A 26,815-nucleotide genomic window follows, 5' to 3' on the forward strand; every position below is an offset into this window, starting at 1 on the left:
TGAAAGAAGGGGTATAATCGGACTGTTAATGCTTGTTCTTGTAATTATTATTTTCGCGCTGATCATCTCAATCGGTCACAACATGGCTCAGGACGAGGACGAGAAATATCTGATACTGAAGCTGATCGGCTATTACGTTCTCGGAGCGTTTACCATCGAAATTGACTGGTTTGGTCTTCCGATAGGCCTTGGTGTTGTGTTCCTCCTTAATCCGCGTACGAACCGGAAAGGGAAACTGGCAGTGGCATTTATCGCCTATGTGCTGTCGTATATTTAGTCAGGTAAGGGGGAAACCCAATTGGCACGTTTACATAATTTTAAAATTAAAAGCCGGATGGACGTATCGACATCCTTTCTGCGACTAGGTATTCACACGTTTCATGAAGCAGCAGATTTTGTTACGAAATTGCCTTATGGCCGGAACACCGACCGCGCGGATTACACTCTCGTGTTAAAAGAAAAGCAGGGCACGTGCAGCACGAAGCATGCTCTTCTTGCATCTCTATGTGAGGAGCACGGGATCAAAGAGGTTCAGCTGTACACCGGCATCTATGAGATGAATGAAACGAACACACCAGGGACCGGCGCTGTGCTGAATGCTTACGGGCTGAGCGGGCTGCCGGAGGCCCATTGTTACCTGAAGTACGACGGCAGCCGCTTTGATTTTACCCGCCCGGGAGCAAAAGCCGAAGGAATTCTTACTGAAAAAAAGATCAGTCCTGCCGGAATTGGAGAAGCGAAAATCACGTTTCACCGGAGATTCATAGAGGACTGGATCGAAAAGAAAAAACTGACGATGCAGCCGGAAAAACTGTGGGCAATCAGAGAAGAATGTATACAGGCCCTGTCAGTCAGGTGAAGAAGGTGACAACGTGCTCGAGGCACTGTTAATCGTACACGGCCATCCTTGTAGTGAACGTCCACAAGGTGCCCGTGCTGGGTGATTTCCCGATTCTCGTATTCTGGTTCCTGCCGACCATTATTGGTCCACCGATGATCTATGCTGTGGGGAAAAATATCGTCCGAAAGGAAAAGCCAAGCAGGCGGCCGTATCTTGAAGGAGGTAAAAGCCAGTGAAATTGGAAACTTGTGAAACGTGCAGACATAGTTTTTCCTGGAAACAAATCTCTCATTCCCTCTGGTCAAGAAATTGGAAAGTAACAATGATCACCTGCAGGAAATGCAGAGCTGTCCATAGACTCAGAGAAGAGTCAAAATTTATAGCCCTTTTGCCTGGTGCAATTGTAATGATTGGAGCTACATGGCTCATTGTGGCGGAGGCGTCACTCTTTGCTTTTATACTTCTTATTGCTGGAAGTATGGCCAGTTCTCTGGTGCTGCCTTACTTTGCCAGCTACGAGAAAGTAGACCGGGCACCTTTTATCGAATAAAGGGACGAATGCACAATTTTTATGAAATTAAAATGGTAAGTGTATGAAACTCGGTATTCTTTAAGTCTGGCAACATATGCAATCAAATACTGGAGGTAATCTGCAATCGATTCTTCAGCAGCACGTTTCTGCCTGGAAAAAAGGAGCACTTAATCTATGACTTTTCCCGAACTTGAAACAAACCGGCTTCGGCTGGTGAAAGTAGATGAGGAACATGTAACGCCTTACTTCGCGATCATGAAAAGACCGGATGTGATGAAGTACTACGGTATGGACCCGCTCGAATCGAGCGAGCAGGCGGCCGCAATCATTGCTTCGTTCGAAAAAACGTTTGAAAATGGCAGAGGTATCCGCTGGGGCATCATTGATAAAGAAGACGGTGCATTTGCCGGCACGATCGGTCTCAATGCTTTGAACAAGTCCGGTAAGCGGACGGAAATAGGTTATGAGCTCCATCCGGATTTTCATACCCGCGGAATCATGTCCGAGGCTCTTGAACGGGTGCTGACGTACATATTTGAGGAACTCGAGCTTTACCGGACAGGAGCTGTTACTTTTCCTGAAAACAAGGCGGCTCGGGCTGTGGGAAGGACAGGAGTACGAGACACCGTATCATCCCTCTCTCAAACATGTTGCGTTCAGAACGAGCTATGAGAATATGAAACAGTCGGTTCAATGGCTCGAAGAACGAGGAGCCACACCAGTTCCCTTTGGCAGCCGCGCGTCGGTCGATCCCTTTATCCGCCCGTGGCAGGGGAACGGATCTGTGTACTTTGAGGATCCGGACGGAAACAGTCTGGAATTGATGTGCTTTGTGGATGTGCCTGCCCATCTGAAAGGTATGAAGGAGAAGCTATCGTTCGAGGAATATGAGTCTCAGGCAGGTATTCACAGTGAAAATTAAGACAGAAGGAGTATCGGAACTCGTATTGGAAGTAAAAGAGCTGGAGCAGTCTGTATCGTTCTGGTCCGGGACCCTTGGCTTTCCGGTCATGGAGAGGTGGGGAATTTCGGGGGATCATTTTGATCCGGACGGGGAAGGAGAAGGAGCGGTATGGCTTTATGCGGGCGGAAACGCCCGTCTCGGGCTTTGGCTGCCGAGAGTGTTCAGCGACAGGGGGCTCGAGGAAAAAGACAGACCTGTGAGTGAGTGGGATGGTCTGTACGATGAAGGCGGCGTTCACGTACATTTTGCCCTTCTCATCAGCTCTGAAAACTTCGACAGCGCATTGGAGGTGCTGAAGAAAAATGGCATTCCGGTGAGAGCAGTCCAGGAGAAAGTGGCTGGTTCTATGCGGAAGCGGCTTTACTTTAAGGATCCCGACGGGCATATAGCTGAGCTGTATACACGGCGGTTTTCCCATCCTGACAATTAAGGATTGTTCGGAATTTTTCCGGTCAACTCAGCAAGATCACTCACCATTTCGGGTACCCACTCTTTGGCTATCGGCATTGCATCGATCCCGTAGCGGAGGGTCCAGTCGAGCATGCGCGTAGTCCAGAGGACCCCGCCGAGAGTGATCTGCCAGTCAAGGTCCACGAAAAGTGAGCCCTCCAGCCTGGAGGTAAAAGCTTTCAGAACAGCTTCACGATCAACGTTCGCTCCTTCAGCGCAAAGGAGAAGGCAATACAGATCCCCCAGGTCAGGGCTCAAATAAGCGGACGCCCAGTCCACCGGGATGACGTCTTTGCCTTGAATAATCAGGTTTTTTGGATAGTAATCGCTGTGACAGAGCGTCACGGGATAGTCTCTGTAAAGCTTTTCAAGATGAACCGGTATTACTTTTAGCCCTTCGGAGAGAACCTCTTTCTGCTGCTCATTCAGAAAGGGGTGCCTGCTTATGGAGCTAAGTGTCTGTAAGGTGTCCTCGGGAGTCACTGTATAGGAAGACTCGTTCAAAAGTGTACCAAGTCGTTTGGCAGCTTCTTTACGTATCTCAGCAAGCTGGCGGGCTGCCTGCAGGTACCCGTTTTCAGACGGGACCTGTTCAAGGGTCTCTCCTTTAAGGTCTTCCATCATGATGACGCCGGAGCCTCCGTGCTTTACAGAATGATAAATCCGGGGCTGCGGGATGTCGAGGGGACTTACGAGATCAAGGTAAACTGCTCCTTCACGGGCAGGGTGGCCGGTTCCGATTTTTGCGATGGCCGTTTTTCCATCTTCAAATGTTACTCTCCACACCTCGGAATAGGTCCACTTTCTGAGCAGATCCCAGCCTGCGGGAGCTCCAACCCTATTCACCTCGCGCTCATATTTTCTCCATGATTCAGGTATGCTGCTCATACGGTCTCATCCCTTTCACAATCAAAAAATGGGGGCGTGTCATGAGTTTTACATAGCCTTCCGGATTTTTGGCACGAAAGCTTTCCGCTGGCTGCGGTTCAATGATGCCGGTCAGGGTGAAAACGGCCAGTGTGTCATTCAGAATGGTCTGCATCGGACGCCGGTAAAAGGGGACCGAAACCGGGCCATAGGCAGTTTTCCACTCGTCCACGATCAGTTCTTCACTGAAGTAGTCGCCGCTTTTTGAAAGGCGGACATCCATGGAGGGATGATGAACGGAAAACAGCAAGGTGCCTCCCGGTTTCAGCACGCGGGAAAATTCCCGGAAAACCGGCTTCCAATCCGATATGTAGTGAAGCACCAGGGAACTGATCACGTAGTCAAAGGACGAGTCATCAAAAGGCATCGGGCCGGATAAATCCAATTCATGCACCTCAGCCCGTCCGCCGTTTCTTCTTCTGGCGGCGGCTGCCATCTGCGGACTCAAGTCTGCGGCCGTAACAGCTGCGCCGCGGTTAAGGAGCTGTTCTGTGTACCATCCGGCGGCGCACCCTGCATCGAGCACATGCTTGCCGCAAAGGTCATCCGGCAGCTGCGCCATCATCGCCGGTCGTTCGTAATCGGTGTTGTATGTATTCGCGGTGTCCACGTGATGCTCGTATAGGCGAGCCAGCTGATCGTAGGTTTTCCTGACGCGTTCGTTCACTTTGCCCAACTCCTCCATCATTTAATCAGCGGCTCATTTTCATTGGAGAAAGAAATCAGATACGGGTATAGGGAAATAAAAAGAACCATAAGAGCCGCCATCAGGCTCACAAAAGTCCAGTCCGGCAGGTCCGGGAACATATTGCGGACGATTGGTATGGGAATGATAATGGCGCCGAGACAAAGAGCCCCTTTTATTCTGGATTTTCTCGTTACATACTGCGTTCCTTCACAGTGGAGACAGGTAACGCCATCATTCATGCTGCCAAGCGAGCGCCTCATCGTCTGTCTCCACGTCCACCTTTGCCCGCAGTTACGGCATTCCGGCATAAGATCTCCTCCTCGATTTAAAACTCATTTTTCATTTTAGCACAGAAAAAAGCCGCGTCCCGGGTGGATCGCGGTTCCAAACTAAAGCTGAATTGAAACGATTGGCCGGCCGCTTTCGAGCCTGGAGCGGATGCCGTCCACAAATGTCTGCTGCTTCTCAGTGAGATTTTGCATGTCCCATTTTTTATGCACAACTGCGTAAAGTTCACAGTCCCGGAACTGAAGCATGCTGGGAAGATCCTTGAACAGTTGCGGCGGCATGGATGCGTACTCGGTGTATCCTTTCATAAAACGGCCGAGAAAGCGTCGGGCTTTTTCCGCGCGGATCGTTTCGTCTTTTATATGAAGCATCGAATAGTAAAGAGGTATAGCAATATCAGCCGTGAGGAAGTGATAGGCCGCATCATCAAAATCAAAGATTTGAATGGCATTCCCGTCATAGTAGAAGTTGCCTGAGTGCAGGTCCGTATGTATGAGCTGATAGCGATCCCGTGTTTTCGGAATCTGTTTAAGGGAATCGATCGTTCTGCGGATCTGCCAGACAATTTGTTTATCTTCATGCGGCAGGTAGGGAGCGAACTGTGTTTCAAAGGATTCGACCAGGTCTGCGCGCTTTCGAATATGGGAAGGGGGCTTGTACTGCCTGGTGAGCACATGCATCTGTGCAGTCGCACGTCCCCACGCAGTCACAAGGCGGCTGTCTTCGAGCTGTTTTTTGATTTTTACAGGCTCGCCCTTTGCTTTTTCAAACAGAGTGACATAAAAGGTGCTGTCTTTTACGGCGACGGATTCAATCATTCGGCCGGAAACGGCGGGAAGGACCGGACATACTGGCGCTCCTTTACGGCTGAGGAACATCAGCCAGTCCAGTTCACTCGCGATTTCCTCGTGTTCCCGGTGACTTGAGTGGGTAAATCGGAGAAACACCTGCTGGCCGCTGCGGGTCCCTGCATAAACATAATTTTCAAAATCACCGACTTTCTGAATCTCCGAGACTCCAAACTTCCTGACGCCTTCCGTCAACACCTCATCAGTAAACAGCTGGTCAATGTTTATCTCCATTTGGCAGGCCCCCTATTGCTGCATTTTCTGCTACGTCTAAATCGTCCAATACTGATCCAGCCTCGCCTTATCATACGTTAAGTTTATCACAGGAGTTTGAAAATTTGGTATATTGAACGTAAAGATTTTTTACTGAGTTAAACTGTTAAAGAGTCAATTGGATATTTTATGCATTTTCAGCGGGAAGCTAATAGGTTTTACGTGCTGGAGGAAGGGGAGATCACCGATCGGTTCAAGAATGATGCATCTGATTATTGCAGATCTGATCTCGGATCAGCTTGGCGGTATCGACGAAACGTCTTTTTATCTCGGTGGCATCGCACCTGATGCAGCAGTGCGGAAAGATCGTTCGCACTTTTTTGAAGGAAATGAGGCCAATTACACAAGGGTCGTTGCGTATGAAAAGTTCCTGAAAAAGTACAATGAGCTCCGCCTTCATCCTTACATACTTGGCTGCTATACACACCTGATTGCTGATCAGGTCTGGCTGACCGGGTTTTATCTGCCATGGCTGAGAAACCTGATGAAGACCAATCCTGATATTCATAAAAGCTATCACCGTGATTTTCATCTGCTCAACGGCAGGCTGGTCGAGCATTACGGAAATGGTTCGGTATTAATGAGAAAATTAGAGAATAACTGTCCTCTGATGGATCTGGAAGAGGTAACAGCAGAGGAAGTTAAAGCGTTTATTCCCTATGTGAAAGGGGACCTGGATTATGAGCAAAAGACACTTGATGAACCTCTGGAAGTCTTCACTTTTGAGCAAATCACAGGATATGTGGAAACCTGCGTGGATCGTGGTGTACAGGCGATCAGGCAGCTGAAATGAAGTGTTTAACGAAACCAGAACAGTCCTTTCTTTAAGGAAAGGGCATCGGCTAAATAAAGCGACTGCTCGGGAAGTACTGTTTTTAAGGTACTTTTTTTTTCTGGTAAAATGAGGGTAATGAACGAGAAAGGGGAGTCACATGAGAAAGATTGCGATTATTGGCTCAGGAGGAGCTGGGAAGTCCACATTTGCCCGGACTCTCGGAGAAAAAATAAACATAGATGTTCACCATCTGGATACGCTGTTCTGGAAGCCCGGCTGGGTCGGTGTGCCGAAAGAGAAACAGCGTGAAGTACAGAACGAACTGGTTCAGGAGGACGAGTGGATCATCGATGGTAACTACAGCAGTACGATGGACATCCGCCTGCAGGCTGCCGACACGGTCATTTTCCTTGATCTGCCCCGCACGACCTGTGCCTTGCGGGTGCTCAAGCGCAGTGTTCTTTACCGGAAGCGGCCACGGCCGGACATGGCGGATGGCTGCGTGGAGCGGGTGTCCCCGCATTTCCTGAAATGGGTGTGGCAGTACCCCCGGACAAGACGCCCTCGGATTCTGGAAAAATTGGAAACGCTGAAAAGTAATAAGCAGATTATTGTTTTGAGCTCGCCGAAGGAAATTCGGGAATTTCTTGATCAGGTGATGGCTGCTGAAAAAGAAACAGCAATTTCTGCCGGAAAATGAACCATCTGTTCTTCCTGGCTGTATAAGAAGTAAGTACAACAGCAGGGAGGGGTTTAATGATGACAGGGTTTATGGTTTCAATGATCGTGGCAGGGGTGATGATCGCCGTCATTCTCGCCATAGCCATTCCGATGGACCGCAAGTATATTGTTCGAGAAAACAGGCGCATCAACTACAGGAAAACAACGATATTTCTGAGGTGGAATTATTTTGATACGCTGACGGTTGTCCTTGCCGTGTATAGCGTAATCTGCGTGCAGATCCTGAACTTCCTGATCTCAGGCGGATACACAGTTGAGAACAACTACGTTCAGTTTTTTACTAACCAGTCCCAGGCGTGGACACTGGTCACAATGATTTATTTTGTTATGAGATTGACAAACACGTATAAAAGTATTCGGGCCCATTACGGTGAGGCGCATGCAGAGTGAGCACCTTAGAGGTCTTGCCAAACGCTTTCAGGAGGGGGATGACGAAGCGTTCGAACGCCTTTACGAGCAGCTTCATCCCCCGCTATACACGTTTTTGTTCCGCTTTACCCGGAACGAACAGATGAGTATGGACCTTGTCCAGGATACGTTTCTGAAGTTTTATAAGAGCAGGTCCGCTTATCGGTCGGAAAAAGCCGGGGTTAAAACATACCTGTTCCGCATCGGCTACACGCTCATGCTGAACCGAATAAATAGGCGGAAAAAGTGGCGCCAGCTGCTGCCGTTTCTCGTGCCGGATCCGGTGATGACCGTTTCTTCGGACGATCGGATCACAATCCGGGAGGCGCTGCTGACTCTTCCGGAAACGCAGCGTGCCGCAGTAATTCTACATTACTATCATGACCTTAAATTCAGGGAAATTGCAGAGATTCTCGGACTGCCGGAGGGAACGGTCAAGTCGCGGGTTTTTACCGGAATCAAAAAGCTGAGAGAGGAACTGGAGGGAGAAACAAATGAAAAACGAGCACAGCGAGCGGAAATTTAAAGAGGACGAAGCTTTCGTGCGCAGTCAAATGAATTACGATCAGGTGGATGTGCCCGCCATTCCGCTTGAGCGGTCTCGCATGTCCAGGTTTTTCCGTTATCTTGGGTCTCCGGCTCGCAACCCTTTTGAGCGTTTCGAGGCAGTAGATGGCGGTGGAGCAGTCCGAATCGTCCTCCTCCCGGCTGCAGCAGGTGTCGCTTTGATGCTTGTTCAGGCAGGTGTGTATCTGTTTTTTTAATAGAGAGTTGACAGCGCTGTGCCAGAGGTGTATAACTAGTATTAATTTAATGACGCTAAAGCTGTGACAGGAATAAGTAGTGGAGATCTCCCTGTTTAAGAGAGCCGGTGGCCGCTGTGAACCGGTACAAAGATTTTTCGCGAATTACCTCCTCGAGCTCTGTCTGTGAACATTCTGAAGTAGCAGGCAGCGGACCGGAACCGTTACCGGATTGAGTGGAAGAGACCCGGCGTCTCTTTAACAAGGGTGGTACCGCGTTCAGCCACGTCCCTTTTTTGAGGGGCGTGGTTTTTTGTGTTTTCATCCTCTTCGGTTACGAGATTAGGGTGGTTCGGCCTGCACTCAAGGTGGCTCGCAACAAAGTGTCGATAATGATGAATGGAGGAACAGACAATGAGCACCTGGACAAAAAAGCTTACAACCGAACAGCAGAAAGAAACAGAAAGGCAGATGACGATGTATCTGGCAGGTGCCCACGAGGTGATTCCTGCAGCAGACCTGAAAGAAAAAGTTGCCAGGTCCGTAATTGAGGGAAAGCCGCTCAAGATCAAGCTCGGCCTCGACCCTTCGGCGCCGGACGTGCATCTCGGACATACGGTCGTGCTCAACAAAATGCGGGAATTTCAGGATAACGGTCATACGATTCAGCTGATTATCGGTGATTTTACGGGGAAGATTGGTGACCCAACCGGCAAGTCGGTTGCGCGTAAGCAGCTCACAGACGAAGAAGTGAAGGCGAATGCGAAAACCTACTTTGAACAGTTCGGCAAAGTGATCGATATGGACAAGGTGGAGCTGTACTACAACTCCAAGTGGCTCGCAGAGCTCAATTTCGAAGATGTGATCAATATGGCAGGAAAAATAACGGTGGCACGTCTTCTCGAGCGGGACGATTTCGAACAGCGGATGGCGGATCAGAAGCCGATCTCCCTTCACGAATTTTTCTACCCGCTTATGCAGGGATACGATTCGGTTGAACTGGAGAGCGATGTGGAACTCGGAGGCACAGACCAGCAGTTTAACATTCTGATGGGCCGGCATTTTCAGGAGAAATTCGGCAAGGAAAAGCAGGTGGCCATGCTCATGCCGCTTCTTGAAGGCCTGGACGGGGTCGAGAAGATGTCGAAGTCGAAGAATAACTACATCGGAATTGACGAATCTCCCGACGAAATGTTTGGAAAGGCGATGAGCATACCCGATGAACTGATGATCAAGTACTTTACACTTGTGACCGATCTCACGCCTGAAGCAGTTAGGGCGACTGGTGCCCTGCATCCAAGGGACGCAAAAATGGCCCTCGGCAGAGCCATTGTCACCTTGTACCATGATGCCGAAGCGGCTAAGCAGGCTGAGCAGCAGTTTATCTCCGTCTTCAGGGAGCGGAACGCTCCTGATGAAATCCCAAATGTGAAGTGGGACGGCCCGGCGGAAATTACGGTGACGGACCTGCTTGTGAGCCTCTCTTTTCTGCCGTCAAAAAGTGAAGCCCGGCGGATGGTGGCCAACCGCGGTGTGAAAATTGACGGCATCACTGTGGAGGATCCGCGTCTGCAGGTAATAGTCGCAGACGGAATGGTGGTGCAGGTCGGCAAAAGGAAGTTTGCCCGCCTTGAAATGTAAAGTGATCACGAAATGCTTGCGAAAGAATCTGGCTGTGCTGCCGGGTTCTTTCTGTTTTAAGAGAACGAAAAAAAGCCGAAACATTTGAAGGGACGGCTCTCTTAAAGCTTATGTTTGCTTTTTACCAGGCTTTAATATGGTGCGCTGAACAGGAACGCCGCCGATGTTGACGGTGCGTTCGGTGAAAAGGTACGACCGGCCGTTGATGATAAACGAACGATAGCCGTTTGTCTCGACAGTTTTCCCTTCGTGCTCAAGTCTTTCGTGGACTGCTGTCATGTGCTCGTCAAGATCTGGGTACAGTTCATCAAAATCAATGACGATATGATTTTTCCGGTAACCCATTAGATAATCAAACAGGAACAGTAACACGGCTGCGAATAGAAGAGCAGGCAGAATGATTTCCATGGTGAACGTCCTCCCTTGATGAACGGTCTGTTATTATCTACGGCCGAAATAAGGGGCAGGTTTCAATTTTCTATAGAATAGTAGTGCACCGCTTTGCCCTGATTCTGAGCATATTCGATTTCTGCTGCGGTGCTTTTGCCGATGTATCTGTCCACGTCAATCACATAAATCTCATCAGCAATGTCGATTTTACGGCGGTGAATCTTCTCGAACATCGCCTCCTGCTCCGGGGTTATTTCAATTCCCTCACTCTGTTCAAAGAAGCCGAGACTGATGACTGCGTGCCCTTCAAGTGTCAGTTTTTTCTCCATCTCCCGGAATGTGTTTTTAAATTTTGTGGATCCGCACAGTGTGATGACTTTCATCGTTAGGCCGCCTCCAGAATAAAGATATAGTCTAAATAAATTGTACCGTTTTCCATTGCAATCGTACATGAGTACTGCAAATTGATCTGGTGATTGGATTAATATGGAATTATTGCGTAATTTTCAGCGGGATTGCAAAAAAATAAAAAAAATTACATAATCCTGAGCATATTTGCATAGAATAAATAGTTATTGCGAAATTTTGCCCTGAAACCATAAATAAACCCCGCCGGCCATAGCAGGCCGTGCGGGGAAGCAGTAAAATCAGTGTCTTACGACTCCACCAGCGGGTAAACGCCGTTTTCGTCGTGAATCTCGCGGCCGGTCAGTGCCGGCTTGAATACGCAGACCATGCGCATGTCCGTTTTGGCACGGAGAAGATGCTCGTCATTTTTGTCCAGAGCATAAAGGGTATTTTCAGAGATTGGATGGATCTTGTTATCTGCAAGCGTCTCCACTTCCCCTTCCCCTTCAATGCAGTAGACGGACTCGAGGTGGTTCTGGTACCAGATATGTGTTTCGGTTCCGGCTTTGATCGTCGTATCGTGAACGGAGTAGCCCATGCCTACGTCGCTCAGCACGAGACGGCGGCTCGTCCAGTTCTCACCTTTTACTTCGTTTTCCGTTCCGATAATATCTTCGAGTTTAATAACCTTCATGTAAGGATCGCCTCCTGGAGTAATAGTAGTTTTATTGGAAAAATTAATCTGCAGCCTGTTTGTACACAGAAAGCGCAGCATCAACACTTTGTTCAATGATTTTGAAACCCTGCTCCAGCTCTTCATCGGTCATCGTAAGGGCAGGAAAGAGCTTAAATACTTCATCTTTACCGCCGGACGTTTCCATAATCACACCGCGTTTGAACGCTTCTGAAGCCACGCGCTCGGAGAGGCCTTCAACAGAAGACGCAATCCCCTGCATAAAGCCGCGGCCGCGTACTTTACCCTGAATATCCGGATTCTCTTCAACGATTCGATTCAGGAATTCTGTAATCCGCTTCGATTTTGCCTGGATGCTCTTCTCAAACGAATCGTCCTTCCAGTAGGAAAGGGACTCGGTCGCTGTAATGAAAGCGTGGTTGTTGCCGCGGAATGTGCCGTTATGCTCTCCCGGACTCCATTTATCGTACTCAGGTTTAATGAGCGTAATCGCAAGGGGAAGACCGAAGCCCCCGATTGATTTGGACAGACAGATCACATCCGGTTTTAGGCCCGCTTCCTCAAACGAGAAAAACGTTCCGGTCCGGCCCACACCGGCCTGAACATCATCAATGATCAGGAAAATGCCCCAGTTGCGGCAAATTTCCTCTACACGGCGAAGCCATTCCACGCGTGCAGTATTCAGACCGCCTTCACCCTGAACGGTTTCAAGAATGACGGCTGCCGGGATGGCCACACCACTTCCGTTATCCTCAAGAAAACGCTCGAGGTAGTCGAGGCTGTCTTCTTCGTTGACAAAGTTGTCGTACGGCATAGTGACTGTATTGTTAAGGGGAATCCCGGCACCTGCACGTTTAGCGGAGTTACCTGAAACAGCGAGGGAACCGATCGTCATACCGTGAAAACCGCGGGTGAAACTGATCACATCCGTGCGCCCGGTTACTTTACGGGCAATCTTTAAGGCACTTTCGACCGTGTTTGTGCCTGTCGGACCAGGGAACATGACGCGGTATTCCATATTACGGGGCTTGAGAATGACATCGTTAAATGTACGGAGAAATTCTCCTTTGGCTTCGGTTGCTTTATCGAGAGAGTGGGTAATCCCGTCGTTCTGTATATACTCCACCAGCTTTTCTTTCATTTTCGGGTCGTTGTGGCCGTAGTTCAGGGCACCTGCACCGGCAAAGAAATCAAGATATTCTTTCCCGTCAGCATCCCAGATCTTTGATCCTTTCGCTTTTGTAAAAACAGCAGGAAAACTTCTTACGTAACTGCGGACACTCGATTCAAGCTCTTCAAAAATACTCAGGTTGTTGTTCGTCATTTCGAAAAATTACCTCCAGCATGATTTTTTTATCGTAACAGTGGTTCTGATCTACTTGTTGTTCAGCGGACCGATCCGGTAGGTCAGCTCCGATTCATGTCCGTTGCCCGGAAACAGCCGGGAAGGGAAGCATGTTTTAATTTCACAGTCCACCTCATGGCGGCGGGCAAAGCCTTTAAAAAGGCTGTCCGATGCATCATTGGTTGGGGTTACTGTGGCTTCAAGATAACGTACATTGCGGCATACGTCGCGGCTCATCAGTTCGGAAAGCATGCGCGAAGCAATACCCTGTCCACGGAAAGAAGAGTCCACACCTACCTGCCAGACGAATACGGTATCGTCTGCCTCAGGAGGGATAAAAGCCGTAACGAATCCGGCCAGGCGGTCCTCCACCTTAGCCGTGACGCATGTATCTGCAAAAAACTTGCACATCATCAGGTACTTGTAGGGGGAATTCAGATCCAGCGAAGAGTTGTTTACCAGTTCCCACATCGCAGCACCGTCGTCCACACCAGGTTTTGTTAAAGTAAGAGTTTCTTTCTCAATAGCCGGCATTAATTTACCCTTCATGTAAAATAATCACCTCTAAAGCAGTGCGTGGTCTCATCTTTCATAAGAACCCTCTCCTTTAACAAAATTTTAAGTTTTTACACAACAACATTAAGCATAGTAAGAGCCTGCCCAATAGGCAAACCGCATTACTGGGCATATTTAGCTATATACCCTCCTTTTCAGAGAAAGAATCCACTGAATACACAAAGATATCAGATAACTGTAGAAAGGTAAGTATTGCAAGCGATTTCATCTCCGATGCCCTGTTTTTTCCATTCGCTGTTTAATTATGGGGACTTTTACCTGGATATTAGCGCTGTTATTCAAATAGAATAAACTTAAAGCTGAAAGATTAATAAAAACCTTGAAAACTGAACTCAGTTTTTATTTTAAAGAATAACCTGTGATAGTTTAGTAGGGGAGAGATCTGCACATGAATTTATTTACCGCGATGATCCTCAGCGCAATTCTTTTTTTCACGGCCTACATGCTCGGTGTGAGGAAAAATCTGAACTTCCTTACTCTCTTTATTCTCGGAATGGGAGAGCGGATGGTCACCGGAGACAGGGAAAAAGTGTGTGTGAGGTTCGCCTGGCTGGCAGCAGTAACAGGCGCGCTTGTACTGATTCATGCTGCCGCCGGCGAATATGCCGGATCGGCGCTGACAGCCGTGTCCGGAGCGATCATTCTCAGTATGGCGGTTTTCGCCTTCGCCGGGCTTCTCAAATACGGTTTTCGTGATCACGCGAAGAGGCCGGAAAAAGACTGAAGACTTACTTGGAAGAGGTGGAACGATGAAGAAAAAACCATTTTTGATAGACGCCCTTACAGGCAATTCCAAAACACTCGTATCCTATAATAAAAAAGGACAGATGGAGCGTCTGTTCTGGCCGCGGATCGATTCATTCCAGCAGCTGGAGGAAATCAATATCGGTGTGTACCTACCTAAGGCGCGCCGAACGACATATTTTCACGAAGACGGCTGGGAGCACAGCCAACGCTATGAGGAAGAAACGAACATTCTTATTAATGAGATCCGTCATGCTCACCTGCCGGTAACTGTGACACAGTTCTCCTACGTACTTCCCGACCGTGACGTTATTGTGCACGATTACATATTTAATGGTGATACCGAGGTGCTGGAAGGCGCTCTCCTCATGGTGGACGCAGCGTTTAATCTTGAGCATCAGTCGCGCTACCAGAGTGTGTATTTCAGCAGGGAAAGCCAGACTCACGTACATTACCTTAACAAAACAGCAGTGGCGATCGGTTCAGGGAACGGCGTCGACGGCTTTGAATCCGGGCGAAACGAAATTGGAGCAAGACGAAACGACCTGAATGGCAAGGAGGAAGTAAACAAGCAGGGAGGCGCCATCTCGTTTCATTTAAACGGTGCTGGAGAGGGACAGGCCGTGTCGGTTCATTTCGCAATGTCTTCAGCGCCAAAAGAAGCAGAGAGGCTCTGCCGGGAGACTCTCGCCGACAAGCAGGAAACGCTGTACGAACAAACAGCCGCACACTGGCAAAATCATCTTGCTTTAGCTGAAAAACAGGAGATAGAGGATCCACTTCGAAAGAAGCTGTACGACCGCTCGCTTCTCACGTTTGCCCTTCTTTATGACAAAGAAAACGGCAGCTTTATCGCCGGCCCGGAGGTGGATGAAGATTATGTCTACTCCGGTGGCTACGGCTACTGCTGGGGACGGGATGCCGCCTACATTGCCACGGCGGCTGACGTGGCAGGATACCATGATATGGTCAAGGCGTTTTACCAGTCAATGCTGGAGATCCAGGAGCCGAATGGATCCTGGAACCAGCGGCACTTTACCGATGGCAGTCTCGCTCCGGTTTGGGGACTGCAGATTGATGAGCCTGGTTCAATTCTCTGGGGTCTGAGCGGTCATCTGCTCCGGACGGAAAACGAGGCATTCGCTCATAAAGCGTGGCCGCAGCTGAAGCGCGGCGCGGAATTTCTACTTTCCTTTATTGACGAAGAAACGAAGCTGCCTCTTCCTTCTAAAGACCTCTGGGAAAAAAGGAGCGGAGAGCACCAGTACTCCGCAGCTGCCGTGTACGGCGGTCTGAGCGGTGTGGTGAAAGTCGCCCGCTGGCTCGGCATTTCAGAAGAGGATTTTGTGACACGCTGCGAAGAGGCGTGCCGAGAGATGAAAGAAGCGGTGCTCACCCGGGGATGGAGTGAAGAAGAGCAGTGTTTTCTCCGCTCACTTTATCTCGAAGTGGACGAGCTTGCCTATTTGCGGGCAAAGGAGTCAGGAGAGGAAGTGGCCTTCAGAGAGGACAAAAACGGCTTCACCAGCTACTACAAAGTGGAGGATCCGACCGTGGACATCTCCCTTCTCGGTCTCTCTGTACCGTTTGGTATGATCGATCCTCACGACCCAAAAATGGTCAAAACAGCAGAGAAAATCCGGGAACAGCTCACAAGCCCCGTCATCGGCGGCATCGAGCGCTTCCCCGGTGACATTTACATCGAAGGCAACCCGTGGATGCTCACGACACTGTGGCTGGCACAGTACTACCAGGCGGTTGACCGCCATGAGGAAGCGGACGAATTGATCGACTGGGTCGGCAGGTTCACTCCGGAGCTCGGATTGATCCCCGAGCAGGTGGACAAGTTTTCCGGCGAACCGGCCTGGGTGATGCCGCTCACGTGGTCCCATGCGATGTATGTGCTGGCACTGAAAGAAAGTAAATAACAGTGAAAGAACCCGCCTTGCATGAAAGGCGGGTTCTTTAGTGCGAATAGCTGGTTTATCTGCAGATTCTTTCTGATAATTTTCTGTAAAATCCCATCACATCTGAACCCTTCATAAAGTTCAGTGCATGCGTTTCTTTCTTTGTTGCGATTTCAATATTATTGGAAAACGAGAACATGCCTGTTTTTTCGATCGCAATCTCCTCGATTTTTCCGTAGGGAATAGACACGACGACCGATCTGGATTTGGAGAGAAGGGAGCGGTCAACGAAGAGAATCCTGTGGCTTGTAAACGCAACAAAATCAACAAGGAGTCCGTAGGTATCCTCCAGTTCTTCACTGTCGAATAAAAATTCCCGCGCCTGCTCCTGATGCTTCTGGCGATTATCACCTTTTGAGAACAGTCCCAAATTAAAACCTCCTGAAAGTAAAATGACGTGCTAATGTCCCATCCTACAGGTCAGATAAGCAGGATACAAGTGAGAGAATTACGTGTCAAACTCCTCCACAAACCTTCTCGCCTGCTTTGACAGGTGGCGCTGCTTGAGCCAGATCACAGCTGACTTGGCCCGCACGTGGGCATCGGTAATCGGAACGGCGGTAAGCTCCGGAGGGTGAAACGAGTCCAGGGTGGAGACAGGGACTATTGTGGCGCCGACGCCCTTTGCCACGAGGGAAAGCAGCATCGTCACGTCCGGACACTCGCAGATCACCGACGGCTCGAAGCCGTGCTTTCGGCACTCCTCGAGAATCATTTCGTACTGACCGGCTCCGCTGATCCGGTGAAGCAAAAGAAGCGGGACCCCCTTAAACTGTTCCATTCTCACCCCGCCCTCAGGAGTCTGCTCCGGCACCTGATCCCGGTGAAATACGCCGACGTACGCTTCGTCCGCCAGCTGTACGTGATCAAATTCCTTCATGGGAAGAGGGAGCCTCACAATGCCCACTTCGACCTGGCGATTTTTCACCAATTCTCCTATCTGAAACGAATCCCCGTCCCTAAGGAGAAACGTGACACCTGGATACGACTCACGAAAACGTCCGAGACGTCCGGGAAGCATGGAGAAACACGATTTGACCGTGCCGACTGCCAGCCTGCCCTTAAGCCCTTCGTCACGTTCCTTCACCTCATCACGGATTTCCTCCATTTCAAGCAGGATCCGCTCGGCTTTTTCAAACAGAAACGCACCGGCTTGCGTCAGTGTCATCGTCCGGCCGTGCCGCTCGAACAGCTGCACATCGAGCTCCGCTTCGAGCTGTTTCAGCTGCTGGGAAAGAGGCGGCTGAGCCATATGCAGGCGTTTGGCCGCCCGAGTGATCTGGCCTTCCTCGGCGATCGTATAGAAGTATTTGAGCTGCTTCACATCCACAAGTCCCGTCTCCTTCCATCTATATCGAAAACATATCGTTTCTATATCAAATCAATATTTCTCATATAGTGTAGCACATGGTACGTTTAAAATGAGTGAAAATTCGGATTAAAATGACAATCATGTTTTAAAAAAGAGGAGCGGATGTAATCATGAGATACGATGAAGCGAAGCAGCGTCTGAGAGGCTCGATCGCCCCGATCGTGACCCCGTTTAAAAAGGACTATTCTATGGATCTTGAAAAGCTTGGTGAACTGATCGACTGGCACGTGGACAGCGGCAGCCATGCGGTTTCTGTAACCGGTACAACGGGAGAGCCGAGTTCCCTTACGGTACAGGAGCGGATCACGGTAATGGAAACAGCTGCAAAATCAGTGAACGGCCGCGTCCCGTTCGTCCCGGGCACCGGCTCCACGAATCATCAGGAAACCCTCGATCTGACGAAAAAAGCCCAGGAAATCGGGGCCGATGCGGCGCTTGTAATCGTGCCTTACTACAACAAGCCGTCCCAGCATGCCCTGTATAAGCATTTTAAAGCTGTTGCTGAAAGCGTTGACATTCCGCTGATCGTCTACAACATTCCAGGACGTACGGCTGTGAATCTGGACGTTAAAACGCTGGCCCGTCTCGCGGAGGACTGCCCGAACATTATCGGGGTCAAAGAATCCAACAAGGACTTTGAACACGTCAACCGTGTGCTTTTAAACTGCGGACGTGATTTTAATCTTTATTCTGGAATTGAGCTGCTCTGCTATCCGATGCTGGCCATCGGCGGTGCAGGCCACATCAGCGCCACAGCGAACGTGATGCCGGAGAAAGTGGCGGAAATTTACAACGCATGGGAAGAGGGCGATGTGAAGCGTGCCCAGGATCTTCACTTTGAACTGATGCCGCTGAACGATGTGCTGTTTAAGGACACGAACCCGGCGCCCCTCAAAGCTGCGCTCGGCATGATGGGTAAAATCGAACCGGTGCTCCGGATGCCGATGGACCTTCCGTCAGAAGCCCTGCAAAACGAAATCCGCGACGTGCTGAAAACGTACACCGACGTAGCTGACCAGGTCATTTCACGCTAAAACAGAGGAGGCATTCGAGTGACAAAATCAACAGAAACCCTGAATCTGATCGAACTTACACACGAATCCCGGCTGGACGATATCCTGCTTTACATTAACGGCGAGTTTGTGGCCGCCAGCTCCAATGAAACGTTTGAAAATAAAAACCCGTTTACGAACCAGCCGATCAACCGGGTCGCTTCCGGTGAAAAAGCGGATATCGATATGGCGGTCAGTGCCGCCAGAGCCGCATTTAAAGGGGAATGGGGGAGCCTCAAGCTGAAGGACCGCCTCGCCTATATCAACCGGATCGCCGATCTGATTGACGAGCACATCGACGAGATCGCCCCGCTTGAGTCCCTTGATACAGGACTGCCGATTCATCAGACGAAGAAGATGGTTGCCCGGGCAGCGCAGAACTTCCGTTTTTACGCGGAAATGGTGTCTACGCGACTGACCGGAGACGCGTACCAGGTGGACGATGACTTTCTTAACTATACGGTACACAAACCGGTCGGTGTGGCCGGTCTGATAACGCCATGGAACGCGCCATTTATGCTCGAGACGTGGAAAATCGCCCCGGCACTTGCCACCGGAAACACCGTCGTCCTGAAGCCGGCCGAATGGTCGCCGCTCACGGCGAATCGTCTCGCTGAAATAATCCACAAAGCGGACCTCCCAAAAGGGGTGTTCAACGTAGTGCACGGCTACGGAGAAACAGCCGGGGCCGCCCTCGTGGCCCATCCGGACGCGCCGCTCATTTCCTTTACAGGCGAGACGAAAACCGGCTCAGAAATTATGAAAAACGGCGCCGATCCCCTGAAGCGCTTTTCCATGGAGCTCGGAGGAAAATCCCCGATTATTGTGTTTGACGATGCGGATCTCGACCGGGCGATGGACGCGGTCACATGGGGCATCTTCTCCTTTAACGGAGAGCGCTGCACGGCCAACTCCCGCCTGTTCGTTCACGAGTCGATTTACGATACATTCGTGGAGCAGCTCATGGAGCGGGTGAAAAACATCCGAGTGGGCGACCCGCTAGATGACAAAACCCAGGTGGGCCCGCTCATTCATACGGAGCACTATGAAAACGTGAAACGGTACCTCGGCATTGCCAAGGACGAAGGCGCCCAGGTGGTGAGCGGCCATGTGGACGAAGCCCATGCGGACGGCAACTTCGTCCCGCCGACGCTGCTTTTGAACGTGACCAACGATATGACAGTCGCACAGGAGGAGATTTTCGGACCGGTCATGTGCGTGATGCCGTTTAAGGACGAATCGCAAGTGATTGAAATGGCGAACGACATCCGCTACGGTCTTGCGGGCTATGTGTGGACGAACGACATGAAGCGCGGCCACAGAGTCGCCCAGAAAGTCGACGCCGGCATGATGTGGGTGAACTCCCAGAACGTCAGGGACCTGCGCACCCCGTTCGGCGGCTCCAAGCACAGCGGCATCGGACGCGAAGGCGGCTACTACGCCTTCGAATTTTACACCGAAATCCAGATCGTCCACGTCGCCCTCGGCGACCACCCGATCCCGCAGTTCGGAAAAGAAAAACGGACATAACCGTTTCATTCTATAAAGTCAAAGCAGCAAGAACTTGAAAAATGAAGCGGAAAGCGGCGACTCCAGCGGGAAAAGCAAGAGGCGAAGACCCCGCAGGGTGATCTTCCCGAGGAGGCTGAGGCCAAGACCTGCGGAAAACGTCCGCCTGCAGCGGAATTGATTGTAGCTGTGATCTTCTTGAGCAATAGAAAAGAGGATCATAGAGCCGAAGGCTGCTGTTTAATAACTTTGAAGATTCACAAAGGAGGAACCCAAATGCCAGCCAAGACTGGACAGGAATATATCAGCCGCCTCAAACAGGCGAGCAACAACATCTACCTGCACGGCGAGCGAGTGAGCGACGTGACCGAGCATCCGGGACTGAAAAACGTCGTCAAATCAATGGCGCGCCTTTATGATCTCCAGCATGAAAAACCGGAAAAAATGCTCTATACCTCCCCGACGAGCGGAGAAAAGGCCGGCATGACGTTCATGCAGCCGAAAACGATCGACGACCTGATCGCCCGCCGTGAAGCGATCCAGGAGTGGGCCCGTACGTCAGGCGGAATGATGGGGCGCTCGCCCGATTACCTGAACGCTGAAGTCATGGCGATGGGTGTAAACAATAAGCTCTTTGCCGAAGACGACCAGATGTTTGCCGACAACGCGGCGAAGTACTACGAGTACGCCCGTGAGAACGACATCAGCCTGACCCATACGCTCATTCACCCTCAGGTGAACCGGGCAAAAGCCCAGCACGAGCAGAAGGACGCCAACGTGGCGCTTCACCTGGTGGAAAAAAAGAAAGACGGCATCATCGTTGACGGGATCCGCCTCCTCGCTACCCAGGGCGGCATTACGGATGAAATCCTCGTGTTTCCGTCCACCGTTAAAAAGTCGGGCGAGCACGATGATCCGTACTCGGTTGCCTTTGCGATTCCAAATAACACGCCTGGGCTCAAATTCCTCAGCCGGGAGTCATTTGACTACGGCAAAAGCGAATGGGATCACCCGCTCAGCTCCAAGTTTGAAGAAGGAGACGCGATCGTCAGCTTTGAAAACGTGTTTGTCCCATGGGAGCGCGTGTTTGTGTGCGGCAACTCAAGCATCTGTAACCGGACGTTCCTTGAAACGAACGCGGTCGTGCATATGTCCCACCAGGTGGTGGCGAAAAATATCGTGAAAACCGAGTTCCTTCTCGGCACGATTTTAAGCGTGATGGATTCGATCGGCATCGACCAGTTCCAGCACGTGAAAGACAAAGGAACTGAAGTGATGCTTGCACTGGAAACAATGAAATCCCACCTGTTCCGCGCCGAGCATAACGCGAAGCCGGACGCCTCCGGGACAATGACACCGGATTTTGAAGCGCTCAATGCGGCCCGCAACTGGTATCCGCGCATCTACCCTCGCATGGTGGAAATCCTCCGGGTGCTCGGGGCGTCCGGTATGATGGGCATTCCAACCGAAGCGGACTTCCATCACGAGGACATCGGACCGATTCTTCACCGGGGTCTTCAGGGGAAAAATCTTGAAGGCTACGAGCGTGTGCAGCTGTTCCGTCTCGCATGGGATATGACGATGAGTGCATTCGGCAGCCGTCAGATGCACTATGAATACTACTTTTTTGGCGACCCGGTCAAAATGGGCATGGCTTATTTCGATCAGTACGAAAAGGACGAATACAAGCAGTACGTCTATGATTTTCTTAAAGAAACAAAATCCACGAAACCTGGCGCTTTAAACGTTTAGGAAAGGAGGTTCGGCAGATGGAAGCGAATATTATTCGTACGGGCCGGGTAGTGCTCCACGTAGCCGACCTGGACCGCTCACGGAAATTCTACGTGGATGCCCTCGGGTTGATCGAAACGGAAACCCGCGGTGATGAGCTTTATCTCAGAGGGCTTGAGGAGCACAACCACCACTCGATCGTCCTGAAAAAAAGCAGTGAACCTCGTGTGGAGGTGATCAGCTACAAGGTGATGAGCGATTCGGATCTTGACCGGCTGGAGGAACTGTTTAATGCCAAAGGCATGAAAACGAAGTGGCTGGAAAAAGGCAGTCAGCACGCGGTTGGACGTACTCTCAGAACGCAGGATCCGTCCGGCATGCCGGTAGAGTTTTATGCTGAAATGGATACCGTGGAGCGCATGCTTCAGCGCTATGACCTGTACAAAGGCGCTCGCATCCAGCGGATCGATCATTTTAACTGCATGGTCCGTGACGTGGAGAAAGCATATCACTTTTACATTGATGAGCTCGGGTTTGCCTGCTCGGAATACACGGCCGCAGAAGACGAGCGGATCTGGGCGGCGTGGCTTCACCGGAAACCGAGCGTTCACGATGTGGCGTTTATGAACGGCAAGGGGCCGCGTCTTCACCACACTGGCTTCTGGCTGAGCGATCAGCTGAGCCTGATTCATGCCTGTGACGTACTCGCGTCCATGGGCTACACGCAGAATATCGAACGGGGACCGGGACGCCACGGACTCTCCAATGCGTTCTTCCTCTATCTCCGTGACCCGGACGGTCACCGCATCGAGCTGTATAATGGCGATTACCTGACGAGCGACCCGGACTTCAAGCCGGTCAGATGGGACATTAACGACCCGCGCCGCCAGACGTTCTGGGGTCACGCAGCACCGGACAGCTGGTTTGAAGAAGCATCGGAAGTGATGAATCTGTTTGCCGAAGAGGACGAAACCGTCATGGAAATCGGGGAGCCGACACTCAAACAGCGCAAACCGACGTTTGTGATTTAAGGAGGGAAAAGGAATGGACGATCAGCTTTTTAAACGGGCGATGGGGAAATTCGCCACTGGGGTAACGGTGGTGACAACAGAAGTTGGGGATAAAGTGCACGGCATGACAGCGAACGCTTTTATGAGCGTATCGCTCGATCCAAAACTGATTCTCATCAGTGTGGCGAACCGGGCGATGATGAAGGGGTATCTGGACGACTCCGGGAGCTTCGCCGTCTCGATTCTCGCCCACAAACAGGCCGACCTGAGCATGTATTTTGCCGGGCAGAAAAAAGACGACAAAAGCGTCGATTTTGACGTGTTCGACAATATGCCGGTACTTCACGGTTCGGTTGCCACGATCACGTGTGATGTGCACAACACCCACCTTGAAGGGGACCACACCCTTTATGTGGGAAAAGTGCGTGACATCCGTGTGGATGACGAGACAAAGCCACTGGCCTATTTTTCAGGCAAATACTACAATCTGACAGAATAGAAAAAGAACCAGCCCTCCGCAACGGAGGGCTGGTTCTTTATTTTGCGCTACTTGTAACGATGGTGGATGTTGTTTTTCTTGTACGTTCCGCCTTCACCGAACTCGTAAAGCTCAAGGCTGAGGGCGAGCCCCCGCCGGTCAAAGGCGGGGGATAGATAGCTGCTTACAACTTCGAACAGCTCGTCGCACGTTTCTTCCTTTACTGCCTGGGAGCGGCCGGCGGCAATTTTCACGGTCAGGTGAACAAAGGCATCCTCTTCGCCGGCTCCGTCTGCGACCAGGTAGTCGGTGAGGGCGATGGCACGGCTGCGTACACCTGCTATGGGGTAGACGTCGGGCCTGTCAGTGAATACCTTGTTTATTTTCCCGAGAAGGGCTTTGGGGTTGAATTCTTCAGGTGTCAGGTTGTCGGTGTATTCGACGGTTATGTGCGGCACGGTCAGGCGCCTCCTTTTCTGTGATGGGGGTGGGTGCCGTTCAGGGCGAGCTCCGCTGCGTAGGGGGAGTATTTGCGCAGAAGGGCTTCGGATTCGCCGCGGCACACACCACCTTTGTATTGATGGATGCGGTCCCTTATGTAGGAGTTGGCATCGATAAAGGGCTTCATGTTCATGTATTTGTCGTCTGCGGCGAAGACAATGGAGTCGATGTTGGCCATTACGAGCGTCGTCAGGCACATGATGCACGGCTCGAGCGTGGTGTAGATGACGCACTCAGAGGCGTGCTTCATCAGATACGGGGCGCAGTTGTGCATGGCGTTGTTTTCAGCGTGGCTGATTTTGATGCCCGCCGTTTTCCGCATATTGCTGCCCCGGGCGATGATGCGGCCGTTATGGACGATGACGGCCCCGATTGGCAGGTCGCCTCTCTGCCCCGCTTCTTTGGCTTCCTGGAGCGCTTCGGTCATAAAATATTCGTGATCGAGGCGGCCGTTATTTTTCACCTGCGGGCACGGCCTTTCCGGTAATCGTGCTTGTGAGGCGGCCGAGTCCTTCGATTTCTGTCACCACTTCATCACCCGGCTCGACGCTGACGGTGCCTTTCGGTGTGCCGGTGAGGATGATATCCCCTTCCCCGAGCGTCATGAAGCTGCTCAGGTACTCGATCAGGTGGGGGATGTCAAAGATCATGTTGGCGGTGGTGCCTTCCTGGGTGACTTCGCCGTTTACGTACGTGCGAAGTTTCAGGTTCATCGGGTCCGCTACGTCGGCTGCGTCCGTAAACCAGGGGCCTAGCGGGGTGCAGTAGTCCCGGTTTTTTACGCGCAGATTCGGACGGTAATAGTTTTCGAGCAGGTCGCGAAATGCATAATCGTTGGCGATTGTGTACCCGGCGACCACATCGTAGGCATCCTCTTTTTTCACGTTTCGGGCGGTGCACCCGATGACGACGGCGAGCTCGCATTCGTAGTGCATGAAGGTGACACCGTAAGGCCGCTCGGATTCACCACGGTGCCCGACGAATGTGTTTGGTCCTTTTAGAAACACGAGCGGTTCCTCGGGGGCGTTGAATGCCAGTTCGCTCGCGTGGTCGGCATAGTTGAGACCTAGAGCGAACACGGTCCGGGGCTCAACAGGTGTGAGCCACTGTACGGCATCTTCTGCGACGACCCGGCCGTCCTGAAGGAGGAGGCGGCCGTCCGGTGCTTCGGTGGCTTCATGAATGGCGCCGGCGTATACGATTCTTGCTTTTTTCATCAGAGGTGACCTCCTTTCACGTTTACGAGCTCTTCTTCAGGGACGACGGCGTTTTCAAGAAAACCGACGCTTTCCACGTGGATGCGCACCTTGTCGCCAGCTTTGACGAGAGGAGGATCCTCGGCAACGCCGACGAGAAGGGTGTCGCCCTGGTTCAGAGTCATGAATTCGGTCACGTCCGTAATGAGCTGGGACACGTTTCTGACAAGGTTTTTCGTCGTGTTTTCCTGTACGAGACGGCCGTTGACCCAGCAGCGGATCGTCAGGTCATCGGGTGACTCGAGGGACTCTTTTTCCACGATCCACGGACCGATTGGACAAAAACCGTCCCGGGATCGGTGTTTGACTGCCGGACGGAATACGCTGTCGTGGGGGGCGGTCACATCGTTGGCGACAGTGTAGCCGAGAACATAGTCGAGCGCTTCTTCTTTTTTGACCCTGGAAGCGGTGCGGCCGATCACAATCCCGAGGGTCGGGCCTGCCTGGAGCGTGTCGATGCCTTCGGGCAGAGGGACGGGCTGGCTGTGGCTCGTAAGCGTGTTGCGCGGTTTTATGTAGAGCACCGGTGCCTGAGGCGGCTTTTTGTACGGATCCTGGTAGACGGCTTCACCCATCCGGGCAAGTGCGCCTTTGAAATTGAGCAGTGTGCCGTACACGGTGCCGGAGACGACCGTGTCGTACTGCAGTTCTTCTGCGTTTCGCTGTATGCCTTGGTACATGAGACTTGCGCCGGTCGAATCAACGGACGCCTCGAGGGCTGTTTCCCGGCCGGCGAGCCTGACTCTTACTTTCTGCATCGCTGACACTCCTTTTTATCTGAATGTTCACGCTTTTATTGTAACATGATTTGCCAGTGCGCACCTTTTGTGACTATTGGCGAAAGTTGTTATACTCTAAAACTGTAGGTAATAGTGAACGAGGCGCGGGGCCAGGGCTTCGCGTGGCAGAATATACAGTACAGAGGAGAGTCGGCATTTATGGCAATGACAGCACATCCGGAAGATCTTGGTCTGTTTCAGACGATTAACGAGCGCCACTCGGTGCGTAAATATGACCCGGGGGCAGAGATGCCCGAGGAAGACCTGAATGCGATCCTTGAAGCGGCAACAAAAGCGCCGTCCTCATGGAACCTTCAGCACTGGAAGTTTCTCGTCATTGACGATGAGGCAAAAAAGAAAGAACTGCTTCCGATCGCTTATAACCAGCAGCAGGTAGTGGACAGCTCGGCCGTCATCGCCGTTCTTGGCGATCTAAATGCGAATGAAAATGCAGCGGACGTCTACCAGGGCGCCGTGGACAACGGTTTTATGACCGAGCAGATCCGCGACACCCTTGTAGGCCAGATTAACAAAGCGTACGAGGGAGACACACCATTCCCTCGTGACGAAGCGGTTCTGAATGCGTCCCTTGCTTCAATGAACCTGATGCTTGCAGCAAAAGCGCTTGGATACGACACGTGCCCGATGGGCGGCTTTCAGCGCGGCAAGCTCATGGAGCAGTTTAACGTACCGGACCGGTATGTGCCGGTCATGCTTCTGACGGTTGGAAAAGCTGCCAAGCCTGCGCATCAGTCCGCACGGTATGAGCTTGATAAAGTGGTTGTGAAGAATAGTTTTTAAAGAATGTTTGTGAGAGCCGGTTCCCGAGGGGGGCCGGTTTTTTCTATTGCGCGCGGAGGAGATCGGGGGTCCGGGCGGAATGGATGGCGGGATAACCTGTGAGACCAATGGGGAACCCTAGAGTAAAATCCCGCGTGTAAGAA

The 26,815-nt window shown here is 51.3% G+C and carries 35 protein-coding genes and 1 other annotated feature; of the genes, 20 read left to right on the forward strand and 15 right to left on the reverse strand.

All coding sequences use genetic code 11. From position 1 onward, the window contains the following. Positions 1-28: 28 nt before the first annotated feature. The 6 genes from CR205_RS12360 to CR205_RS12380 all read left to right on the forward strand — a co-directional run bounded on the left by CR205_RS12360 (position 29) and on the right by CR205_RS12380 (position 2,767). On the forward strand, positions 29-277 hold the full coding sequence (locus tag CR205_RS12360) for a hypothetical protein (protein WP_110520255.1): 249 nt from the start codon (positions 29-31) through the stop codon (positions 275-277). 21 nt (positions 278-298) lie between these two features. Beyond that, entirely contained in the window at positions 299-859 is a 561-nt protein-coding gene (locus CR205_RS12365; protein ID WP_110520256.1) for a hypothetical protein, read from the forward strand. Positions 860-1,073: 214 nt separating this feature from the next. Next, the gene (locus tag CR205_RS12370) at positions 1,074-1,391 is read left to right on the forward strand and encodes a TIGR04104 family putative zinc finger protein (RefSeq protein ID WP_110520258.1); all 318 of its coding nucleotides are present in this window, start codon (positions 1,074-1,076) and stop codon (positions 1,389-1,391) included. A gap of 156 nt (positions 1,392-1,547) precedes the next feature. Continuing rightward, positions 1,548-2,045, forward strand: coding sequence for a GNAT family N-acetyltransferase (locus CR205_RS12375; RefSeq protein ID WP_110520261.1), 498 nt, complete (start codon positions 1,548-1,550; stop codon positions 2,043-2,045). A gap of 4 nt (positions 2,046-2,049) precedes the next feature. After that, complete coding sequence (locus CR205_RS20110) at positions 2,050-2,295, forward strand: VOC family protein (RefSeq protein WP_142669896.1); 246 nt, start codon at positions 2,050-2,052, stop codon at positions 2,293-2,295. Continuing rightward, positions 2,285-2,767 (forward strand): VOC family protein, encoded by a 483-nt coding sequence (locus CR205_RS12380; RefSeq protein WP_161524769.1) that lies wholly within the window; start codon positions 2,285-2,287, stop codon positions 2,765-2,767. The genes CR205_RS20110 and CR205_RS12380 overlap by 11 nt, the downstream gene beginning before the upstream one ends. Here CR205_RS12380 and CR205_RS12385 read toward each other — a convergent pair. The 4 genes from CR205_RS12385 to CR205_RS12400 form a co-directional block, all read right to left on the reverse strand. Then, positions 2,764-3,675 (reverse strand): phosphotransferase, encoded by a 912-nt coding sequence (locus tag CR205_RS12385; protein ID WP_110520265.1) that lies wholly within the window; start codon positions 3,673-3,675, stop codon positions 2,764-2,766. The two genes, CR205_RS12380 and CR205_RS12385, sit on opposite strands and share 4 nt — an antisense overlap. Further along, on the reverse strand, positions 3,659-4,381 hold the full coding sequence (locus CR205_RS12390; RefSeq protein ID WP_110520267.1) for a class I SAM-dependent methyltransferase: 723 nt from the start codon (positions 4,379-4,381) through the stop codon (positions 3,659-3,661). The genes CR205_RS12385 and CR205_RS12390 overlap by 17 nt, the downstream gene beginning before the upstream one ends. Before the next feature lie 17 nt (positions 4,382-4,398). Further along, entirely contained in the window at positions 4,399-4,710 is a 312-nt protein-coding gene (locus CR205_RS12395) for a TIGR04104 family putative zinc finger protein (protein WP_110520269.1), read from the reverse strand. An 81-nt stretch (positions 4,711-4,791) separates the two neighbouring features. Continuing rightward, positions 4,792-5,772, reverse strand: a complete 981-nt coding sequence (locus CR205_RS12400; RefSeq protein WP_110520271.1) for a phosphotransferase enzyme family protein — start codon at positions 5,770-5,772, stop codon at positions 4,792-4,794. 238 nt (positions 5,773-6,010) lie between these two features. On the opposite strand from CR205_RS12400, the gene CR205_RS12405 reads away from it, so the two are divergent. The 6 genes from CR205_RS12405 to tyrS all read left to right on the forward strand — a co-directional run bounded on the left by CR205_RS12405 (position 6,011) and on the right by tyrS (position 10,119). Further along, entirely contained in the window at positions 6,011-6,604 is a 594-nt protein-coding gene (locus CR205_RS12405; protein ID WP_236634788.1) for a hydrolase, read from the forward strand. A 139-nt stretch (positions 6,605-6,743) separates the two neighbouring features. Beyond that, a complete protein-coding gene (locus CR205_RS12410; RefSeq protein ID WP_110520273.1) occupies positions 6,744-7,286 on the forward strand; it encodes a DNA topology modulation protein in 543 nt (180 codons plus the stop codon). Between the two features lie 56 nt (positions 7,287-7,342). Continuing rightward, positions 7,343-7,717, forward strand: coding sequence for a group-specific protein (locus CR205_RS12415; protein ID WP_110520275.1), 375 nt, complete (start codon positions 7,343-7,345; stop codon positions 7,715-7,717). After that, entirely contained in the window at positions 7,707-8,261 is a 555-nt protein-coding gene (locus CR205_RS12420) for an RNA polymerase sigma factor (RefSeq protein ID WP_110520277.1), read from the forward strand. The genes CR205_RS12415 and CR205_RS12420 overlap by 11 nt, the downstream gene beginning before the upstream one ends. Next, positions 8,230-8,499 (forward strand): hypothetical protein, encoded by a 270-nt coding sequence (locus CR205_RS12425; RefSeq protein ID WP_110520279.1) that lies wholly within the window; start codon positions 8,230-8,232, stop codon positions 8,497-8,499. The genes CR205_RS12420 and CR205_RS12425 overlap by 32 nt, the downstream gene beginning before the upstream one ends. 54 nt (positions 8,500-8,553) lie before the next feature. Then, positions 8,554-8,774: a binding site (T-box leader), on the forward strand. A gap of 103 nt (positions 8,775-8,877) precedes the next feature. Beyond that, entirely contained in the window at positions 8,878-10,119 is a 1,242-nt protein-coding gene (gene tyrS, locus CR205_RS12430; protein ID WP_407923570.1) for a tyrosine--tRNA ligase, read from the forward strand. 108 nt (positions 10,120-10,227) lie between these two features. Here the strand turns inward: tyrS and CR205_RS12435 are convergent, their stop codons facing one another. From CR205_RS12435 to ectA, 5 genes are all read right to left on the reverse strand, one after another. Beyond that, complete coding sequence (locus tag CR205_RS12435) at positions 10,228-10,527, reverse strand: hypothetical protein (RefSeq protein WP_201745377.1); 300 nt, start codon at positions 10,525-10,527, stop codon at positions 10,228-10,230. 62 nt (positions 10,528-10,589) lie between these two features. Next, a complete protein-coding gene (locus tag CR205_RS12440; protein ID WP_110520283.1) occupies positions 10,590-10,892 on the reverse strand; it encodes a DUF4406 domain-containing protein in 303 nt (100 codons plus the stop codon). A gap of 272 nt (positions 10,893-11,164) precedes the next feature. Then, entirely contained in the window at positions 11,165-11,551 is a 387-nt protein-coding gene (locus CR205_RS12445) for an ectoine synthase (protein WP_110520285.1), read from the reverse strand. A gap of 43 nt (positions 11,552-11,594) precedes the next feature. Further along, positions 11,595-12,875: a diaminobutyrate--2-oxoglutarate transaminase gene (gene ectB, locus CR205_RS12450; RefSeq protein WP_110520287.1), complete on the reverse strand. Its 1,281-nt coding sequence runs from the start codon at positions 12,873-12,875 to the stop codon at positions 11,595-11,597. A gap of 51 nt (positions 12,876-12,926) precedes the next feature. After that, positions 12,927-13,445 (reverse strand): diaminobutyrate acetyltransferase, encoded by a 519-nt coding sequence (ectA, locus tag CR205_RS12455; RefSeq protein WP_110520289.1) that lies wholly within the window; start codon positions 13,443-13,445, stop codon positions 12,927-12,929. Between the two features lie 415 nt (positions 13,446-13,860). On the opposite strand from ectA, the gene CR205_RS12460 reads away from it, so the two are divergent. After that, on the forward strand, positions 13,861-14,196 hold the full coding sequence (locus CR205_RS12460) for a hypothetical protein (RefSeq protein ID WP_110520291.1): 336 nt from the start codon (positions 13,861-13,863) through the stop codon (positions 14,194-14,196). A 25-nt stretch (positions 14,197-14,221) separates the two neighbouring features. After that, complete coding sequence (locus CR205_RS12465; RefSeq protein WP_110520293.1) at positions 14,222-16,144, forward strand: glycoside hydrolase family 15 protein; 1,923 nt, start codon at positions 14,222-14,224, stop codon at positions 16,142-16,144. 55 nt (positions 16,145-16,199) lie between these two features. Here the strand turns inward: CR205_RS12465 and CR205_RS12470 are convergent, their stop codons facing one another. Both CR205_RS12470 and CR205_RS12475 read right to left on the reverse strand, forming a co-directional pair. Continuing rightward, a complete protein-coding gene (locus tag CR205_RS12470) occupies positions 16,200-16,553 on the reverse strand; it encodes a PH domain-containing protein (protein WP_161524770.1) in 354 nt (117 codons plus the stop codon). A gap of 78 nt (positions 16,554-16,631) precedes the next feature. Beyond that, positions 16,632-17,513 carry a LysR family transcriptional regulator gene (locus tag CR205_RS12475; RefSeq protein WP_110520296.1) on the reverse strand — a complete coding sequence of 294 codons (882 nt, stop codon included), beginning with the start codon at positions 17,511-17,513 and terminating at the stop codon, positions 16,632-16,634. Between the two features lie 152 nt (positions 17,514-17,665). Between CR205_RS12475 and hpaI the strand changes: the two genes are divergently transcribed. The 5 genes from hpaI to CR205_RS12500 all read left to right on the forward strand — a co-directional run bounded on the left by hpaI (position 17,666) and on the right by CR205_RS12500 (position 23,356). After that, the gene (gene hpaI, locus CR205_RS12480) at positions 17,666-18,589 is read left to right on the forward strand and encodes a 2,4-dihydroxyhept-2-ene-1,7-dioic acid aldolase (protein ID WP_110520298.1); all 924 of its coding nucleotides are present in this window, start codon (positions 17,666-17,668) and stop codon (positions 18,587-18,589) included. Positions 18,590-18,628: 39 nt separating this feature from the next. Continuing rightward, complete coding sequence (gene hpaE / locus CR205_RS12485; protein WP_201745391.1) at positions 18,629-20,137, forward strand: 5-carboxymethyl-2-hydroxymuconate semialdehyde dehydrogenase; 1,509 nt, start codon at positions 18,629-18,631, stop codon at positions 20,135-20,137. A gap of 255 nt (positions 20,138-20,392) precedes the next feature. Continuing rightward, a complete protein-coding gene (hpaB, locus tag CR205_RS12490) occupies positions 20,393-21,868 on the forward strand; it encodes a 4-hydroxyphenylacetate 3-monooxygenase, oxygenase component (protein ID WP_110520300.1) in 1,476 nt (491 codons plus the stop codon). A 17-nt stretch (positions 21,869-21,885) separates the two neighbouring features. Next, a complete protein-coding gene (gene hpaD / locus CR205_RS12495; RefSeq protein ID WP_110520301.1) occupies positions 21,886-22,878 on the forward strand; it encodes a 3,4-dihydroxyphenylacetate 2,3-dioxygenase in 993 nt (330 codons plus the stop codon). Positions 22,879-22,891: 13 nt separating this feature from the next. Next, complete coding sequence (locus CR205_RS12500; RefSeq protein ID WP_110520303.1) at positions 22,892-23,356, forward strand: flavin reductase family protein; 465 nt, start codon at positions 22,892-22,894, stop codon at positions 23,354-23,356. Between the two features lie 47 nt (positions 23,357-23,403). On the opposite strand, the gene CR205_RS12505 is transcribed toward CR205_RS12500, so the two are convergent. Genes CR205_RS12505 through CR205_RS12520 form a run of 4 tightly spaced genes read right to left on the reverse strand, consistent with a single transcriptional unit; the run spans position 23,404 to position 25,850 of the window. Beyond that, positions 23,404-23,793: a 5-carboxymethyl-2-hydroxymuconate Delta-isomerase gene (locus CR205_RS12505; protein ID WP_110520305.1), complete on the reverse strand. Its 390-nt coding sequence runs from the start codon at positions 23,791-23,793 to the stop codon at positions 23,404-23,406. Positions 23,794-23,795: 2 nt separating this feature from the next. Continuing rightward, a complete protein-coding gene (locus tag CR205_RS12510; RefSeq protein WP_110520307.1) occupies positions 23,796-24,299 on the reverse strand; it encodes a nucleoside deaminase in 504 nt (167 codons plus the stop codon). Beyond that, positions 24,289-25,053, reverse strand: coding sequence for a fumarylacetoacetate hydrolase family protein (locus CR205_RS12515; RefSeq protein ID WP_110520309.1), 765 nt, complete (start codon positions 25,051-25,053; stop codon positions 24,289-24,291). The genes CR205_RS12510 and CR205_RS12515 overlap by 11 nt, the downstream gene beginning before the upstream one ends. Beyond that, positions 25,053-25,850 carry a fumarylacetoacetate hydrolase family protein gene (locus tag CR205_RS12520; protein WP_110520311.1) on the reverse strand — a complete coding sequence of 266 codons (798 nt, stop codon included), beginning with the start codon at positions 25,848-25,850 and terminating at the stop codon, positions 25,053-25,055. The genes CR205_RS12515 and CR205_RS12520 overlap by 1 nt, the downstream gene beginning before the upstream one ends. A gap of 180 nt (positions 25,851-26,030) precedes the next feature. Between CR205_RS12520 and CR205_RS12525 the strand changes: the two genes are divergently transcribed. Next, positions 26,031-26,672 (forward strand): nitroreductase family protein, encoded by a 642-nt coding sequence (locus CR205_RS12525; RefSeq protein ID WP_110520313.1) that lies wholly within the window; start codon positions 26,031-26,033, stop codon positions 26,670-26,672. Positions 26,673-26,815: the final 143 nt, after the last annotated feature.

Origin of the sequence: Alteribacter lacisalsi (assembly GCF_003226345.1) — a bacterium.
In the GTDB taxonomy this organism is placed as follows: Bacteria; Bacillota; Bacilli; order Bacillales; family Salisediminibacteriaceae; genus Alteribacter; species Alteribacter lacisalsi.